The following is a 16,688-nucleotide window of genomic DNA, read 5'->3' as shown; positions in this document are numbered from 1 at the left end:
CTGCATGCGTGGCCTGAACTCAAGGCAACCTCGCGACGATGCCGGCCGGCCGGCCAGCGATCCAGATTCGCCCCGGTGCAGGCCCTTACGCGGGCGCGGATATTTCGGCAGACAGGGCCAGCAACATCCGGCGGCAGGCTTCAAGCTCTTCGTCCAGGATGAACTCGTTTGCGCGATGCGCGCGGGCGATGCTTCCCGGCCCGCAGATGATCGAGGGGATGCCGGCCGCGTGGAACAGCCCGGCCTCGGTGCCATAGCTGACGGCGGCCAGCGGTTCTTGCCCGGTCCACCGCGCCAGCAGGCGGGACAGGTCGTCGCCTTCGGGCGGTGGCAGGGCAGGATAGCTGGAAAACTCGGCAGAGGACGCCCGCACCCCCGACCGCGCCGCGACGGCGTGAAGTTCGGCCAGAACCTCGGCCGTCACCTCCTGCGGTGCCTGTCCGGGGACCGAGCGGACCTCGATGTCGATCACGGCGCGATCCGGGATGATGTTGACTGCGCTGCCGCCCCGGATCACCCCCGCTTGCAGCGTCGAATGCGGCGGGTCGAAGCGTGGGTCGAACGGCCCCTCGGTCGCCAGCCGGGCGGCCCGGTCGCGAATCCAGACCAGCAATTCGCCCGCCGGATAAAGCGCGTTCACCCCCAATGCGGGATTCGAGGAATGTCCGGCCTGTCCCTCGATCGTGATGGCGATGGCCTGCTTGCCCTTGTGGGACAGGACGGGGCGCATGTCGCTGGGCTCGCCCACGATGCAGCCCAGCGGCGGGGCGCAAAGCCCGGGCAGGCGGGCGATCATGTGGCCGACGCCCCGGCAGCCGATTTCCTCGTCATAGGACAGGGCGACATGGATCGGCCGGCGCAGGTCCATTGCGGCGAATTCCGGCACCATCGACAGGACGCAGGCCAGAAAGCCCTTCATGTCGGTGGTGCCGCGCCCGATCAGCCGGTTGCCGTCGCGGGTCAGGCGAAAGGGATCCGTGGCCCAGTCCTGCCCCTCGACCGGGACGACATCGCTGTGGCCTGACAGGACATAGCCGGGCACGTCGCGCGGGCCGATGGTGGCGAACAGGTTGAAGCGGTCGCCCTCGGGGCCGGGGATCTCGGTCACCTGCGCCCCGGCGAGGTAGTCGCGCAGGCAATCCGTCATCACCCGGTTGGGCGTCCCGGGCAGCGAGGGCACCGCGACCAGGTCGGCCAGGATCGTCTCGACATTCATGCGGACCCCCTTGTTCGTTGCGCCAGCATCGGCGCGGGTCGGACGAAGATGCTGCCGAATAAGGCCGCGCAGGCGCAATTCCCTGCCGTTGCGGGGCGGGCTTGGGCCTGTCCTTTCGCCTTGGCCGTGCCAGTCTGGCGCAAAGAAGGAGGCCCGGAATGACCATCACCCCACCCGATATCGCCCCCGTCGCATGGCGCCGGGCCGACGGCTATCTGCTGACCACCGACCGCGCGTCGGTCGACGTGGATCTGGTCGGGCGCTTTCTGGCAGAGGAGGCCTATTGGTCCGACGGCCTGCCGCGGGACCGGCTTGAGCGTGCGCTGGCCGGATCGCTGCCGATGGCGGTGATCGCGCCGGACGGGGCCATGGCGGGCTTTGCGCGGCTGGTGACGGATTACACGGTCTTTGCCTATCTGCGCGACGTCTTCGTGCTGCCGGCGCATCGCGGGCGTGGTCTGGCCGTGTGGCTGGCCAGGGTCATCCGCACCCATCCCGAACTTGCGGACATTCCCACCTGGATGCTGGCCACGCGCGACGCCCATGCGGTTTATGAAAAGGCCGGCTTCCGCCCGGTGCCGCATCCCGAATTCTACATGTCGGTGCCGAAGCCCGGTTCATAACCACTGGCTATGGATATCATGCCAATGGGAATTGGTCCGGGCCGGCCTGCCCGTGGCAGAGTGCCGCGAAACGGATAGGGAGCGGGCAATGGGCTATCGCATCGGGGTGGATGTCGGCGGGTCCTTCACGGATTTCGCGGTGCTGGAAGAGGGCAGCGGGCAGCTTCGCACGCTCAAGGTGTTCTCGCGGCCCGACCAGCCGGGGGCCGAGATCCTTGCCGGCCTCGACCGGCTTCAGGCGCGGGACGGGATCGCGCCCGGCGATGTCGGGTATTTCACCCACGGCACCACGGTCGGCATCAACACGGTGATCCAGAGGAACGGCCCGATGCTGGCGCTGTTCACCACCCGCAATTTCGAGGATGTGCTGGAAATCGCCCGGCTGAAGATCCCGCAGATCCACAACCTTTATTCCGTGCGCCCCAAGCCGTTGGTCCCGCGCGAAAACGTCTTTGGCATCGATGAGCGCACCGAGGCGACCGGCGCCATCCTGCACGCCCCCGAACGCGCGGACGTGGCCCGCGCGCTGGCGGCGGCACGGGCGGCGGGCGCGGCAGGCATCGTCGTCGCCTTCCTGCATGCCTGCCGGAACCCGGAAAACGAGCGCGCCGTCGCCGCGATGCTGGCCGAGATGGCGCCCGAGATGCCCGTCGTCACCTCATCGGGCACATGGCCGGTGATCCGCGAGTTCGAGCGCACGGTAACGGCCGTGATCTCGGGCTATGTGCAGCCGCGCGTGGCGCATTACCTTGATCGGTTCGAGGCGGCGCTGGCCGGCAAGGGCGTCCCCGTGCCCGCCCATATCACCAAGTCGAACGGCGGCGTCATGGGCATCGGGCAGGCGCGGGCGGAACCCGTGCAGATGATCCTGTCCGGCACCGCCTCGGGGGTGATCGGCGCGGGCTGGCTGGCCAGGGAATGCGGCTTTCCCAAGGTGCTGAGCCTCGATATCGGCGGGACCTCGGCCGATGTGGCGGTGATCCTCGACGGGCAGCCGCAATATGGCACGGGCGAGCTGATCGGGGATTTCCAGATCCATATCCCCTCTGTCGCGGTCAGCTCGGTCGGGCAGGGCGGCGGCTCGGTCGCCTCGGTGGACGATCTGGGCGTGTTGCGGGTGGGGCCGGAAAGTGCGGGCTCGACCCCCGGTCCGGCCTGCTATGGGCGCGGCGGGGTCAGGCCGACGATCACCGATGCGATGGCGGCGCAGAACCTGATCGGCCACGGCGACCTGGGTTATGGCGCGGTCAGCGTCGATCACGCGGCCGCCCGTGCGGCGATCCGGCCGCTGGCCGGGCGGCTGGGCGCCCCGGTCGAGGAGGTCGCGGGCCATATCGTCGATATCTCGGTCTCGGCGATGTATGCCGAGGTCTCGGGCCTGGTCTCGCGCTTCGGCATCGATCCGCGCGAGTTCCATCTTTTCGCATTCGGCGGCGCGGGCGCGATGCTGGCCTGCTATCTTGCGCGCGAGTTGGACATGAAGGGGGTTGTCGTTCCCCCGCGCCCGGGCTGCGTCTCGGCCCTAGGCGGGCTGATCGCGGATCTGAAGAACGATTTCATCCGCACGCTGTATCTGGATCTCGACGCCAAGGGGGTGGCGGCGCTGGCCGCGCCCCTGGCCGAGCTGGAGGCGACCGCCCGCGACTGGCTGGCGCGGCAAGGGCATCCGGGCAAGGGGGTGGTCGGCGTCTCGGCCGACATGCGCTATCGGGGCCAGTCCTATGAGATCGAGACGGTGCTGGAGGCCGGCTGGATCGCCTCGGGCGATGTCGCGGCCATCGCGGGGGCCTTTCATGCCGAGCATGCGCGGCTGTTCGGCCATGCCAGCGAGGGTGCGGGGGTCCAGATGGTGAACCTGCGACTGGTGATCGCGGGTGCGACGCCCAAGCCTGCGATGCCGCGTCCCGCGCCGGCGACCGATCCGGCCATGCCTTCGGATCACGTCGAGGCCTGGTTCGCGGGCCGGCCCGCGACGGTGGCGCTTTACGACCGCGAGGCGCTGGCGCCCGGCCATGCCTTCGACGGCCCGGCCATCGTGCGGCAGGACGACACCACCACCGTCGTTCCGCCCGGCTTTCATGTGCAGGTCGATGATTTCGGCAACCTCCTGATCGCGAAAGGGGCCTGACCCATGATCGACGCACGCAACCTTCAGGTTCTCGCCAATTTCTGCGGTGCTGCCGCCGATGCGATGGCCTTTACCCTGATGCGCACCGCCCATTCCGCCTTCGTCAAGGAGACCGAGGATTTTTCCTGCCAGATCGTGACGCGCGAGGGGCTGGCCTTTGCCAATCCCCGCCAGTTCGGCGCGCCCTGGTATTCCGGCATCGACTACGGCCCGTTGCTGGCCTGCATCGACGAATACAACGAAGGCGACATCTGCATCACCAACGACCCGACGGCGGGCCATGTGGCCACCCACACCCCCGACATCCATATCTGGAAGCCGGTCTTCCACGAGGGGCAACTGGCCTGCTTCGTCGTGGGCCATATCCACAATACCGACGTGGGCGGCGCGGTGCCCGCCTCGCTGTCGCGCGCGCTGACCGAGATCGCGCAGGAGGGGCTGCGCATCCCGCCGGTCAAGCTTTACGACCGGGGCGTCGAGAACCCCTTCGTCGCGCGGCTCATCCGGTCCAACGTGCGGATGCCCGAGCAGAATATCGGCGATCTGGCCGCGCAGGTCGCCAGCGTGAACGTGGGCGAGCGCAAGATGGCCGAGATCATCCGCCGCTTTGGCTTCGACACCTTCCTGGATGGCGTCGAGCAGATCCTGGACCATGCCGAGGCGCAGGTCCGCCGCATCCTGACGACCATTCCCGACGGCGATTACTTCTTTGCCGATTACGCCGACGAGGACGCGCCCCAGGGCCTGCCCGCCCGCATCGCCCTGACCCTGCGCATCCGCGGCGATCAGGTCGAGCTGGACTATACCGGCTCGGACCCGCAGCTGGGCTCGTCCCTGAACATGCCGACCGGCGGGCGCGAGCGGCATCCGCTGGTCATGGTCGGGCTGACCTATGTGCTCTACACGCTGGACAATTCGCTGTGGCTGAACGCGGGCACGCTGCGCCCGGCCCGTGCCGTGCTGCCCGAGGGCAGCGTGGTGAACTCGGCCCCCGGCGCGGCGGTGGGGATGCGCTCGCTGACCTGCGCCATGACGCAGATCGTGACGGTGGGGGCGTTTGCGCGCGCGCTGCCCGACCTGATCCCGGCGGCGGCGCCGGGCGGGAACGCGATCATGAACATCAAGACCGTGGACCGGGCGGGGCGTCCGGTCATGGCCTCGATCGGGCCGGTGGGCGGCGGCGGCGGCGCCACCCCCTTCGGGGACGGCAGCGACGGGGCGGGCGGCGCGACCGGCTTCCTGCGCAATACCCCCATCGAGATTTCCGAGGCCGAGGTGCCGATCCGCTTCCGCCGCTACGGCCTTGAACGCGACACCGGCGCGGCGGGGCGCTGGCGCGGCGGCCTTTCGGCGGTGATGGAATTCGAGGTATCAAGCCCAGGCACCGTGGTCACGGCGCGCAACCGCAACCGCTCGATCATGCCGGCATGGGGGCTGCGCGGCGCGGCCGAGGCGGGGGTTTCGACCTTTACCCGCAATCCGGGCCGCGCGGACGAGCAGGATCTGGGCAATACCGACGTCGTGCAATGTGCCCCGGGCGACGTGATCCGCGTGGTCGGGCCGGGTGCCGGCGGCTGGGGCGATCCGCTGACCCGGCCGGTCGACCTGGTCATGGCCGATGTCGCCAAGGGGGCGATCAGCGCCGAGCGGGCCGAGGCCGATTACGGCGTCGTCATCCGCGACGGCGAGGTGGACCATGCGGCGACCAGGGCCTGCCGCGCCGCGCCTCGCGCCAAGGCGCCCGACTTCACCTTCGGTGCCCGCCGCGTCGAATTCGAGCGGGTCTGGACCCCGGAACGCTATGACTTGCTGACGGAGTTCCTGGCCTCGGTTCCCGTCGGCTGGCGCTTCTTCCTCAAGCAGCAGGTCTTTGCGGCTGTGGAAAAGGCCGGCGGCACCGCGCCTGTCGGGCAAGAGATGGCGGCGATCTTTGCGGATCTGCGCGACCGCCATCCGTTGTGACACCCCCATGCGCTGCCCCTTGCCAAGGGGCAGCGCCTGTGCGCCTCTGGCCCCCATGAACACGCGGCAGCTCGAGATTTTCTGCGCCATCATGCGCGACGGTTCGGTGACGGCGGCGGCGAACAGCCTGTCGATCTCGCAGCCCGCCGCCTCGAAGCTGCTGCACCACCTTGAGGATCAGCTGGGCTATGCGCTGTTCCAGCGCATCGGCGGCCGCCTGATCCCCACGCCCGAGGCCGACCTGCTTCACGAGGATGCCGCCCGCGTGCTGCGCGAGATGGAGGTGCTGGGCGATCTGGCCCGGCGCGTGGGCGAGCGGCGGCTGGGCCTCTTGCGGCTGGGGGCCAGCCTGCCGGTGGCGTGGTCGGTGCTGCCGCCCGCGCTGGCCCGGTTCCGTGCCAGCCACCCCGAGGTCCGCATCCACCTGCACACCCTGCCCAAGCAGGAGATCGCCGAGGCGCTGCGCACCGGCGCCATCGACCTTGCCGTCACCCTGTCGCCGATCCTCGCCCCGACCGTGCGGACACAGACGCTGGCCCCCATCCCGCTGGCGGTGCTGATGCCGCAGGGCCACGCGCTTGCGGGGCTCGATGCCGTGGCCCCCGGCGATCTGGCCGGCCAGCCGCTGATCTCATATGGCAGCCATGCCGAGATCGGCCCGGCGCTGGACCAGGCCTTTCGCGCCGAGGGGCTGGTGCGGCAGGTGGCGATCCAGGTCGCCTCTTCCGTCGCCGCGGTGCCGCTGGTGCGCGCGGGGCTGGGGGTGGCGCTGGTGGACGGGCTGGTCGATTGGGCGGACATGGCGGGGCTGGCCATGCGCCCGTTCCGCCCGCGCCTTGCCATGGGGCTGGCCCTTGCCACCGACGGCGCCCGGCCGATCCCGCGCCTTGCGCAGGCGCTGATCGCGCTTTTGCGCGCGCCCGGCTAGGGCGATACAGAATTGCGCGGGCGGGGGCGCAAACGGGACAATCCGCTCCGGCCCATTGCGATCACGGCATATCTGCACGGCCCCGATGGCTAAGCTTTCGTCCAAGGCAAAACGGAAGGCGTGCCATGACCCGATCCTTCGATCCCGACACTCTGGACCTGCCGCGCGGGCATTTCATCGCCGGCGAACATGTCGCCGACCGGGGCCGGCTGGCCATGCATCGCCCCTCGGACGGGGCGGCGTTCGGCGAGAGTCCGGTCGCGGATGCGGATATGGTGGATCGCGCGGTCGCGGCCGGGCGGGCCGCGCTGGCCGCCTCGGGCTGGGGTTGCGGCGTCCCGCGCGACCGCACCCGCGCCCTGCTGAAATGGGCCGACCTGATCGAGGCCGAGGCCGAGACGCTGGCCCGGTTCGAGGCCGCCTGCTCGACCCGCCCCGTCGCGCAATTGCCGGTGGGCGACATCGCCGTGACCGCCGAGCAGATCCGCTTTTTCGCCGAGATGGCGGACAAGGAGGGCAGCGACCTGGTGCCGACCCGCGACGCCTCGCTGGGGATGACCGTGGACGAGCCCTATGGCGTCGTGGGCGCGATCACGCCCTGGAATTTTCCGCTGTCGATGGCGGGATGGAAGCTGGCACCGGCGCTGGCGGCAGGCAATGCGGTGGTGCTGAAGCCGTCCGAGATGACGCCCTTTTCGACGCTTTACATGGCCGAGCTTTCCGTGCGCGCAGGCATTCCCGCCGGGCTGGTCAACGTGGTGCTGGGCGACGGGCCGGTCACCGGCAATGCGATCACCGGCCATCCCGGGATCGGCAAGGTCAGCTTTACCGGCTCGACCGGGGCGGGGCAGGCGATCATGGGCAATATCGCCCGCAACGGCGTCAAGCCGATGACGCTGGAACTGGGCGGCAAGTCGCCGCAGATCGTCTTTGCCGATGCCGACCTGGATCTGGCCGCCGATTGCATCGCGCGTTCCATCACCTTCAACGCCGGGCAGGCCTGCGTCGCGGGCAGCCGGGTGCTGGTCGCGGCGGAAATCGCCGAGGCGCTGGCGGAAAGGCTGATCGCGCGCATGGCCGACCACCGTCCCGGCACCACATGGGATGCCGAAACGCAATATTCCCCGATCATCTCGGAACGCCAGATCGCCCGCATAGACGGCATCGTGCAGGCTGCCGTTGCCCAAGGGGCCGAGGTGCTGGCCGGCGCGGCGCGGCTGGATCATCCGGGCTGGTTCTATGCGCCGACGCTGCTGGCGGGCGTCGCCCCCGATTCCCCCGCCGTGACCGAAGAGATCTTCGGCCCGGTCCTGACCTTGGAGCCTTTTGCGGACGAAGAGCAGGCCGTCGCCATGGCCGACCATCCGACCTATGGCCTTTGCGCCGGGATATTCACCCGCGACCTGTCGTGCGCGCTGCGCGTCATGCGCCGGATCGAGGCCGGGACGGTCTGGATCAACCGCTACGGCCGCTCGCGCGACCATATCCTGCCGACGGGGGGCTACAAGTCCTCGGGCATCGGCAAGGATCTGGGCCGCGCCGCCTATCACGCCAACCGCCGCCAGAAAAGCGTGCTGATCGACCTTTGAAGGAGCCGGACATGACCACCCACAAGATCGCCCTCATCCCCGGAGACGGCATCGGGACCGCCGTGACCGAGTCGGCCGTCGCCGTTGCCCGGGCTGCGGGCGCCGTGCTGGAAACCACGACCTTCCCGTGGTCCTGCGACCACTACCTGCAAACCGGCAAGATGATGCCCGAGGACGGGATCGAGACCCTGCGCGGCTTCGACGCCATCTTCCTTGGCGCGGTCGGCTGGCCCGCCAAGGTGCCCGACAGCGTGTCCCTGCACGGGCTGCTGCTGCCGATCCGCAAGGCCTTCGTGCAATATGCCAATATCCGCCCGCACCGCCTGCTGCCCGGTGTCGAGGGGCCGCTGAAGACCCGCGATTTCGACATCCTCTGCATCCGCGAGAATACCGAGGGCGAATATTCCGGCGCCGGCGGGCGCGTCCATGTCGGCACCCCGGACGAGGTGGCGGTGGAAACCTCGATCTTCACCCGCGCGGGCGTGGAACGGATCATCCGCTTCGGCTTCGAGCAGGCGATGCGACGGCGGGGGAAGCTGGCCTCGGTCACGAAATCCAATGCGCAGAAATATTCCATGGTGTTCTGGGACGAGATCACCGACCGGCTGGCTGCCGAATATCCGCAGGTCGAGGTGACGCATTACCATATCGACGCGATGTGCGCGCGCATGGTGATGGCGCCGGAAAGCCTGGACGTGGTGGTGGCCTCGAACCTTTTCGGCGACATCCTGACCGACCTGGGCGCGGCGATCCAGGGGGGGTTGGGCTTTGCGGCCTCGGCCAATATCAACCCCGACCGCTCGGCGCCCTCGATGTTCGAGCCGGTGCATGGCTCGGCCCCCGACATCGCGCATCTGGGCATCGCCAATCCGATGGCGGCGATCTGGTCGGTGGCGATGATGCTGGATCATCTGGGCGAGGCCGCGACCGCCGCCCGCATCATGGCGGCGATGGAGGCGGTGACCGCGCAGGGCATCGGCACCGTTCCGGGCCGCGACAAGACCGACGACATCACCAAGGCCGTTCTGGCCGCGCTGGAGGGCAAGGCATGACGGCATTGAAGGACAAGGATCTGCTTCGCCAGCAGGCGCTGATCGGCGGCAATTGGGTCGATGCGGCCAGCGGCGCCGTGGTCCAGGTCACCGACCCCGCGACCGGGCAGGTCATGGGCACCATTCCCGACCTGTCGGCCGCCGAGACCCGCGCGGCCATCGATGCCGCCGATGCCGCCTTCGCCTCGTGGAAAAAGCGCAGCCATGCCGAGCGCGCGGCGCTGCTGGAACGCTGGTTCGACCTGATGAACCAGCATGCCGAGGATCTGGCGCTGATCCTGACGCTGGAACAGGGCAAGCCGCTTTCCGAGGCACGGGGGGAAATCGCCTATGGCGCCTCTTTCGTGAAATGGTTCGCCGAGGAGGCGCGGCGCATCGACGGCACCGTGATCCCGGCGCCGACGAACGACCGCCGTATCCTGACGCTGAAGGAGCCGGTCGGCGTCTCGGCCATCATCACGCCGTGGAACTTCCCGAACGCGATGATCACCCGCAAGGTCGGCCCGGCCCTGGCGGCGGGCTGCACCGTGGTCATCAAGCCTTCCGAGTTCACGCCTTATTCCGCGCTCGCCCTGGGCGTTCTGGCCGAGCGCGCGGGGATTCCGGCGGGCGTCGTCAACATCGTCACCGGGATGCCGGCCGAGATCGGCGCGGAACTGACCGCCAACCCGACGGTGCGCAAGGTCAGCTTTACCGGCTCGACCCGCGTCGGCTCGCTTCTGATGGCGCAATCCGCGCCGACGGTAAAGCGGCTGTCGCTGGAACTGGGCGGCAACGCGCCCTTCATCGTCTTCGACGATGCCGATCTGGACGCGGCGGTCGAGGGGGCGATCGCGTCCAAGTTCCGCAATGGCGGCCAGACCTGCGTCTGCTCGAACCGGATCCTGGTGCAGGCGGGCGTCTACGACGCCTTTGCCGAAAAGCTGGGCGCCAAGGTCGCGGCGATGAAGGTCGGTCCCGGCACGCAGGCCGGCAACGACATCGGCCCGATGATCAACCGCGCTGCGCTGGACAAGATCGCGCGCCATGTCGCGGATGCCGTGGCGAAAGGCGCGACCGTTGCCGCCCGGGCCGAGATCCCCGAGGGGCAATATGCCGCCCCCGTGGTCCTGACGGGTGCCACGACCGAGATGGAGCTGGCATCCGAGGAAACCTTCGGCCCCGTCGCGCCGCTTTTCCGCTTTGAGACCGAGGACGAGGCCGTCGCCATCGCGAACGGCACCCCCTTCGGCCTTGCCGCCTATTTCTATACCGAGAATATCCGCCGTGCCTGGCGCGTGGCCGAGGCGCTGGAATTCGGCATGGTGGGGCTGAACACCGGCGCGGTCTCGACCACCGTTTCGCCTTTTGGCGGCGTCAAGTCCTCGGGCCTGGGCCGCGAGGGCGCGCGGGCGGGGATCGAGGAATATCTGGAGGTGAAGGCCTTCCACATGGGCGGGCTCTGACGCCGTAGAATTTGCCGCCCGCCCGCGCGGATACGGCGTTTCATGCTTTCCGCGTCCCGCAAACGGCAAGCGACGCCTGCGGGACGCGGCATAGGATCGAAAGAAATGGCGCCGCGCTGGCGCCGCAGACAGGGAACCCGGACCATGACCTTCCGCCCAAAATTCATCACCTTCGACTGCTACGGCACGCTGACCAATTTCGACATGGCCGGGGCGGCCCGCCGCATCTATGCCGAGCAGCTCTCCGAGTCGGCGATGGCGAAGTTCATCAGGAACTTCGCCGCCTATCGCCTGGACGAGATCCTGGGCGCGTGGAAACCCTATGCCGAGGTGGTCCACAATTCGCTGGAACGCACCTGCAAGCGCAACGGCGTCACCTTCCGCGACGAGGACGCGCTGCGCATCTATAACGAGGTGCCGACCTGGGGTCCGCATTTCGACGTCCCCGAGGGGCTGGCCAAGGTCGCCCGGGAAATCCCGCTGGTGATCCTGTCCAACGCCATGAAAAGCCAGATCATGTCCAACGTGGAAAAGTTGGGCGCGCCCTTCCATCTGGTCCTGACCGCCGAGGAGACCGGCACCTACAAGCCGCAGATGAACGGCTTCGAATGCATGCTGGACGCGCTGGGCTGCGGACCCGAGGACATCACCCATGTTTCGTCCTCGTTCCGCTACGACCTGATGACGGCCCATGACCTGGGCATCAAGTCCAAGGTCTGGGTCAATCGCGGCCACGAGCCCGCCAACCCCTATTACGAATATACCGAGATCGCGGATATCCGCGGCCTGCCGGGCGTGTTCGGTCTGTGACGATGAAATTTCAGTCCTATTGGCACGACACCGCGCCCGCATTCGCCTCGGGTGCGCCGGGGCCCGTCTCCGGCCAATACGACGTGGCGGTGATCGGCGCGGGCTTTACGGGCCTCGGGGCCGCGCGCAAGCTGGCCGCCGAAGGGCATTCGGTCGTCGTGCTGGAGGCCGAGACGGTCGGCTTCGGGGCATCGGGGCGCAATGGCGGGCACCTGAACAACGGCATCGCCCACAGCTATCTGGCTGCGCGCGAGCATTTCGGCGCGGACAGGGCACGGGCGCTTTATCATGCCTTCGACCAGGGCATCGAAACCATCGAGCGCATCATCGCCGAAGAGGGGATCGACTGTTCCTTTCGGCGCTCGGGCAAGCTGAAGCTGGCCTCGAAACCCGGCCATTACGACAGCCTTGCCCGCAATTTCGAGGCGCTGCACCGCGACGCCGATCCCGATACCGCGATGCTGTCGCGGGCGGAACTGGCGGGCGAGGTCGGCTCGGACGCCTTTCACGGCGCGATGCTGCAAAAGAAAAGCGCGATGATGCATATGGGCCGCTTCGTCGTGGGGCTGGCCGAGGCGGCCGCGCGGCGCGGCGCGGCGATCTTCGAACGCGCCCCGGTCATCGCGCGCGAGCAGGCCGGCGCGGGCTGGAAGCTGACCACGCCCAGGGGCAGCGTCACGGCGGGCAAGGTGCTGCTGGCGACCGGCGCCTATACGACCGGCGCCTTTCCATGGTTTCGCCGCCGCATCGTGCCGGTCGGCAGCTTCATCATCGCCACCCGCCCCCTGACGGATGCCGAGGTCGCGGCGACGATGCCGGGCAACCGGACCTGCGTGACCTCGATGAATATCGGCAACTATTTCCGCCTTGCGCCGGACAACCGGCTGATCTGGGGCGGGCGGGCGCGGTTCTCGGCGAGCTCGGACCAGCGCTCGGACGCCAAGAGCGGCGAGATCCTGCGCGCGGGGCTGCTGCGCACCTTTCCGCAGCTTCGCGAGGTGCCGATCGACTATTGCTGGGGCGGGCTCGTGGACATGACCGCCGATCGCTTTCCGCGCGCCGGGCAGGCGGACGGGGTTTACTTCTCGATGGGCTATTCCGGCCATGGCGCGCAGATCGCCACCCATATGGGCGAGATCATGGCCGACCTGATGACCGGCCGTGCCAATCGCAATCCCTGGGACGGGCTGCCCTGGCAGGCGGTGCCGTTCCATACCGGCAAGCCGTGGTTCCTGCCGCTGGTGGGCCTTTACTACAAAACCCTTGACCTTATCCGCTGAGGACAGACATGCCGCTTTTGCAGACCATCGACCCATCGACCCTTCCCGCCGGCGCGCCGGGCAAGGCGGCCCCCGACCGGCTGGTTTCGGGCGATCCCTCGTTCATGACCTGGGCGCTGGACGCCTCGCGGGGCGGCGAGGTGCGCACCGGCATCTGGGAGGCGACGCCGGGCGAGACCATCTCGATCAAGGGCGAGAGCTTCGAGTTCTGCCATATCCTGGACGGCGTGGTCGAACTGACCGAGGACGGCCAGCCGCCCGTCACCTATCGCAAGGGCGACAGCTTCATCATGAAGCCCGGCTATCGCGGCGTCTGGAAGACTGTCGAAACCGTCCGCAAGATCTATGTCATCGTCGGATGACCCAAGCGTGCGCGCGGCCTGATCCGCCGCGCGCACGCCCCGACCGTTCCCCGCACCGCAGATGCCGCCTGCCGCCATGCAGGCTGCGCGGGCAGAAAGACGAAGGCCATGCCATGCAGATTGCGACCGATCCCGTCCTGACGCGTTTTGAGCCCGACCACATCCCCCAGGCGGTCGAGCTGTCGCGCCTTGAGCACTGGCCGCACCGGCCCGAGGACTGGGCGCTGATCCACGGCCTCAGCCGGGGCGTGGTCGCGCTGTCCGGCGGGCGGGTCGTCGGGACGGCGATGGCGACGGTCTTCGGCCCGGTCGGCATGATGAACATGATCATCGTCGGCCCGGACATGCGGGGCAGGGGCTTGGGCCGCCGGCTGATGGAGGGCGCCATGGCCCTTGCGGCGCCGCGGGAATGGCGACTGGTCGCTACCGAGGCCGGGCTGCCGCTTTACCGCAAGCTGGGCTTTGCCGAACAGGGGCGGATCGTCCAGCACCAGGGCATCCTGACCGGGACGGCGGCGCCCGCCGGCATCGATTGGGCCGGCGAGGACGATCTGGACGCCATCGCCGGCATCGACCGCGATGCGACCGGGGCGGACCGCGCGCCGCTGATCCGCGCGCTGCCGCATGCCGGGCGCATTGCCGTCCTGCGCCGGGCGGGCGGGATTGCGGGCTATGCCGCGCTGCGCCCCTTCGGCCGCGGAGAGGTTGCGGGTCCGGTCGTTGCCACCGATGCGGACGAGGCCAGGGATCTGCTGTCCTTTCTGCTGTCCGACCGTGCGGGGCAATTCCTTCGCGTCGATACGACCGAGGACAGCGGCCTTGCGTCCTGGCTGACCGGGCTGGGACTGGCCCATGTCGGCGGCGGCATCGGCATGAGCCGGGGCACGCCCGCCGCCCGGTCCGGGGACTTTCATCGCTTCGCCCTCGCCGCGCAGGCGCTTGGCTGACTTTCAGGAGAGACGACATGCTGGCCAATTCACTGGTCGAACTCGACCGCGCCCATCTGATCCACCCCGTCGCAAGCTGGCGCGGGCACGAGGCTGCGGGCGTGCGCCTGCTGGCCTCGGGCAAGGGCGCGCGCGTGCGCGACGCGCAGGGGCATGAGCTGATCGACGGCTTTGCGGGCCTGTGGTGCGTCAATGCCGGCTACGGGCAGGACAGCGTGGTCGAGGCCGCGACGCAGCAGATGCGGGAGCTGGCCTATGCGACCGGCTATTTCGGGCTGGGTTCGGAGCCGGCCGTGCGCCTGGCCGCGCGCCTGGCCGAGGCTGCGCCGGGCGATCTGGACCATGTCTATTTCACGCTGGGCGGCTCGGACGCGGTGGACAGCACCGTGCGCTTCATCCGCTATTACTGGAACGCGCGCGGGATGCCGGGGAAGGACCAGTTCATCTCGCTGGAGCAGGGCTATCACGGTTCTTCGACCGTGGGGGCGGGGCTGACCGCGATCCCCTCGTTCCATGCGGGTTTCGGCGTGCCTTATGACTGGCAGCACAAGATTCCGTCGCATTACAGCTATCGCAACCCCGCAGGCAGCGACGATGCCGCGATCATCGAGGCGTCCAGGGCGCAGTTGCTGGCCAAGGTCGCCGAGCTGGGCGGTCCCGAACGGGTCGCGGCCTTCTATGCCGAGCCGATCCAGGGCTCGGGCGGGGTGCTGGTGCCGCCCAAGGGCTGGATGCGTGCGATGCGCGATCTGTGCGCGGAACTCGACATCCTTTTCGTCGCCGATGAGGTCATCACTGCCTTCGGCCGCACCGGCCCGCTTTTCGCCTGCGAGGAAGAGGGCATCGTCCCCGACCTGATCACCGCCGCCAAGGGGCTGACCTCGGGCTATGTGCCGATGGGCGCGGTGTTCATGTCGGATCGCGTCTATCAGGTGATCGCCGATGGCGCGGGCGCCGCGGCGGTGGGGCACGGCTATACCTATTCGGCGCATCCGGTCTCGGCCGCCGTCGGGCTGGCGGTGCTGGACCTCTACGAGGGCGGATTGCTGGAAAACGGCCGCAGGATGGGCGCCCGGCTGATGGAGGGGCTGCGCGGCCTTGGCGACCACCCGCTGGTGGGCGATGTGCGCGGGCGCGGCATGCTGGCGGCGATCGAGCTGGTGACCGACAAGGCGGCGAAGACCCCGCTGCCGGCTGCCAGCCAGCCCGCGACGCGCATTTTCGACCGCGCCTGGGATCAGGGGCTGGTCATCCGCGCCTTTGGCTGGGGCGTGATCGGCTATGCCCCGCCGCTGTGCTGCACCGAGGAAGAGATCGACCTGATCGTCGCCCGCACCCGCAAGGTGCTGGACCTGACGCTGGAGGATCCCGATATCCGCGCGGCGCTGCGCTGATGGCGGTCCTGTTCCTGTCCACCCCCGAGCGCGGCGCGGTCTTTCGCGAGGTCTTTGCCCGCGACCTGCCCGATATGCCGTTCCATGTCGGACAGGCGCCGGACCCGCATGCCGTGCGCTATCTGGTGGCATGGACCGCGCCCGAGGGGCTGGCGCGCGATTATCCGAACCTGCGGCTGATATTCTCGGTCGGGGCGGGGGTCGATCAGTTCGATCTGACCGCCTTGCCCCAAGGCGTCGGCGTGGTGCGGATGCTGGAGCCGGGCATCGCCCGGCAGATGCGCGAATATGCGACCATGGCCACGCTGGCCATGCATCGCGACCTGCCCGCCTATCTGGACCAGCAGCGGCGCGGCGAATGGTTGCCGCGCATGAATGTCGATGCCGCCGACAGGCGCGTGGGGGTGATGGGCCTGGGCAATCTGGGCCAGGCGGTGCTGGAATCGCTGCGCCCCTTCGGCTTCGACCTGGCCGGATGGAGCCGCAGCCCGCGCCGGATCGAGGGCGTCGCCTGCCATACCGATCTGGACGCCTTTCTGGCCCGCACCGACATCCTGCTGTGCCTGCTGCCCCTGACCGCGGAAACCGAGGGGATGCTGAACGCCGCCCTGTTCGACAAGCTGCCGATGGGCGCGCGGCTGGTGCATCTGGGACGCGGGCGGCAACTGGACGCGGATGCGCTGCGGCAGGCTCTGGACAGCGGCCGGATCGCGCAGGCGATGCTTGACGTGACCGAGCCTGAGCCGCTGCCGGCCGGCCATTGGCTATGGCGCCACCCGCGCGTCATCCTGACGCCGCATGTCGCCAGCCAGACGGTGGCGCATGAGGGCGCGCTGCATGTGCTGGCCGGCATCCGCGCCGATCTTCGCGGCCAGAGGCCCGAGGGGCTGGTGGACCGCGCGCGCGGTTATTGACCATATCCGCGATGCCGTAGGGTCAGCGCGGTACGAAA

General features: G+C 68.9%; 14 protein-coding genes. 13 read left to right on the top strand and 1 reads right to left on the bottom strand.

Annotated elements, in window-relative coordinates:
- Positions 1-85: 85 nt before the first annotated feature.
- Positions 86-1,216, bottom strand: a complete 1,131-nt coding sequence (gene argE, locus BLT64_RS14620; RefSeq protein ID WP_011751194.1) for an acetylornithine deacetylase — start codon at positions 1,214-1,216, stop codon at positions 86-88.
- 158 nt (positions 1,217-1,374) lie between these two features.
- Between argE and BLT64_RS14615 the strand changes: the two genes are divergently transcribed.
- From BLT64_RS14615 to BLT64_RS14555, 13 genes are all read left to right on the top strand, one after another.
- Positions 1,375-1,839 carry a GNAT family N-acetyltransferase gene (locus BLT64_RS14615; RefSeq protein ID WP_011751193.1) on the top strand — a complete coding sequence of 155 codons (465 nt, stop codon included), beginning with the start codon at positions 1,375-1,377 and terminating at the stop codon, positions 1,837-1,839.
- Positions 1,840-1,927: 88 nt separating this feature from the next.
- Positions 1,928-3,967 carry a hydantoinase/oxoprolinase family protein gene (locus BLT64_RS14610; protein ID WP_011751192.1) on the top strand — a complete coding sequence of 680 codons (2,040 nt, stop codon included), beginning with the start codon at positions 1,928-1,930 and terminating at the stop codon, positions 3,965-3,967.
- A 3-nt stretch (positions 3,968-3,970) separates the two neighbouring features.
- Positions 3,971-5,929 (top strand): hydantoinase B/oxoprolinase family protein, encoded by a 1,959-nt coding sequence (locus BLT64_RS14605; protein WP_011751191.1) that lies wholly within the window; start codon positions 3,971-3,973, stop codon positions 5,927-5,929.
- A 55-nt stretch (positions 5,930-5,984) separates the two neighbouring features.
- A complete protein-coding gene (locus BLT64_RS14600) occupies positions 5,985-6,857 on the top strand; it encodes a LysR family transcriptional regulator (protein WP_041530736.1) in 873 nt (290 codons plus the stop codon).
- Between the two features lie 125 nt (positions 6,858-6,982).
- On the top strand, positions 6,983-8,446 hold the full coding sequence (locus BLT64_RS14595; RefSeq protein ID WP_011751189.1) for an aldehyde dehydrogenase family protein: 1,464 nt from the start codon (positions 6,983-6,985) through the stop codon (positions 8,444-8,446).
- An 11-nt stretch (positions 8,447-8,457) separates the two neighbouring features.
- On the top strand, positions 8,458-9,498 hold the full coding sequence (locus BLT64_RS14590) for a tartrate dehydrogenase (protein WP_011751188.1): 1,041 nt from the start codon (positions 8,458-8,460) through the stop codon (positions 9,496-9,498).
- Positions 9,495-10,943 carry an NAD-dependent succinate-semialdehyde dehydrogenase gene (locus tag BLT64_RS14585; RefSeq protein ID WP_011751187.1) on the top strand — a complete coding sequence of 483 codons (1,449 nt, stop codon included), beginning with the start codon at positions 9,495-9,497 and terminating at the stop codon, positions 10,941-10,943. Before BLT64_RS14590 ends, BLT64_RS14585 begins: the two co-directional genes overlap by 4 nt.
- Positions 10,944-11,087: 144 nt before the next feature.
- Complete coding sequence (locus BLT64_RS14580; protein WP_041530735.1) at positions 11,088-11,753, top strand: haloacid dehalogenase type II; 666 nt, start codon at positions 11,088-11,090, stop codon at positions 11,751-11,753.
- A 2-nt stretch (positions 11,754-11,755) separates the two neighbouring features.
- Positions 11,756-13,033: an NAD(P)/FAD-dependent oxidoreductase gene (locus BLT64_RS14575; RefSeq protein ID WP_011751185.1), complete on the top strand. Its 1,278-nt coding sequence runs from the start codon at positions 11,756-11,758 to the stop codon at positions 13,031-13,033.
- A gap of 8 nt (positions 13,034-13,041) precedes the next feature.
- Positions 13,042-13,395: a cupin domain-containing protein gene (locus tag BLT64_RS14570; protein WP_011751184.1), complete on the top strand. Its 354-nt coding sequence runs from the start codon at positions 13,042-13,044 to the stop codon at positions 13,393-13,395.
- 113 nt (positions 13,396-13,508) lie between these two features.
- On the top strand, positions 13,509-14,342 hold the full coding sequence (locus tag BLT64_RS14565; protein WP_011751183.1) for a GNAT family N-acetyltransferase: 834 nt from the start codon (positions 13,509-13,511) through the stop codon (positions 14,340-14,342).
- 17 nt (positions 14,343-14,359) lie between these two features.
- The gene (locus BLT64_RS14560; protein WP_011751182.1) at positions 14,360-15,736 is read left to right on the top strand and encodes an aspartate aminotransferase family protein; all 1,377 of its coding nucleotides are present in this window, start codon (positions 14,360-14,362) and stop codon (positions 15,734-15,736) included.
- A complete protein-coding gene (locus tag BLT64_RS14555) occupies positions 15,736-16,650 on the top strand; it encodes a 2-hydroxyacid dehydrogenase (protein ID WP_011751181.1) in 915 nt (304 codons plus the stop codon). The genes BLT64_RS14560 and BLT64_RS14555 overlap by 1 nt, the downstream gene beginning before the upstream one ends.
- Positions 16,651-16,688 lie beyond the last annotated feature (38 nt).

The sequence above is a fragment of the Paracoccus denitrificans genome (assembly GCF_900100045.1).
In the GTDB taxonomy this organism is placed as follows: domain Bacteria; phylum Pseudomonadota; class Alphaproteobacteria; order Rhodobacterales; family Rhodobacteraceae; genus Paracoccus; species Paracoccus denitrificans.
Note: the sequence above shows the minus strand (reverse complement) of the source record. Positions and strands in the feature narration are given on the sequence as shown.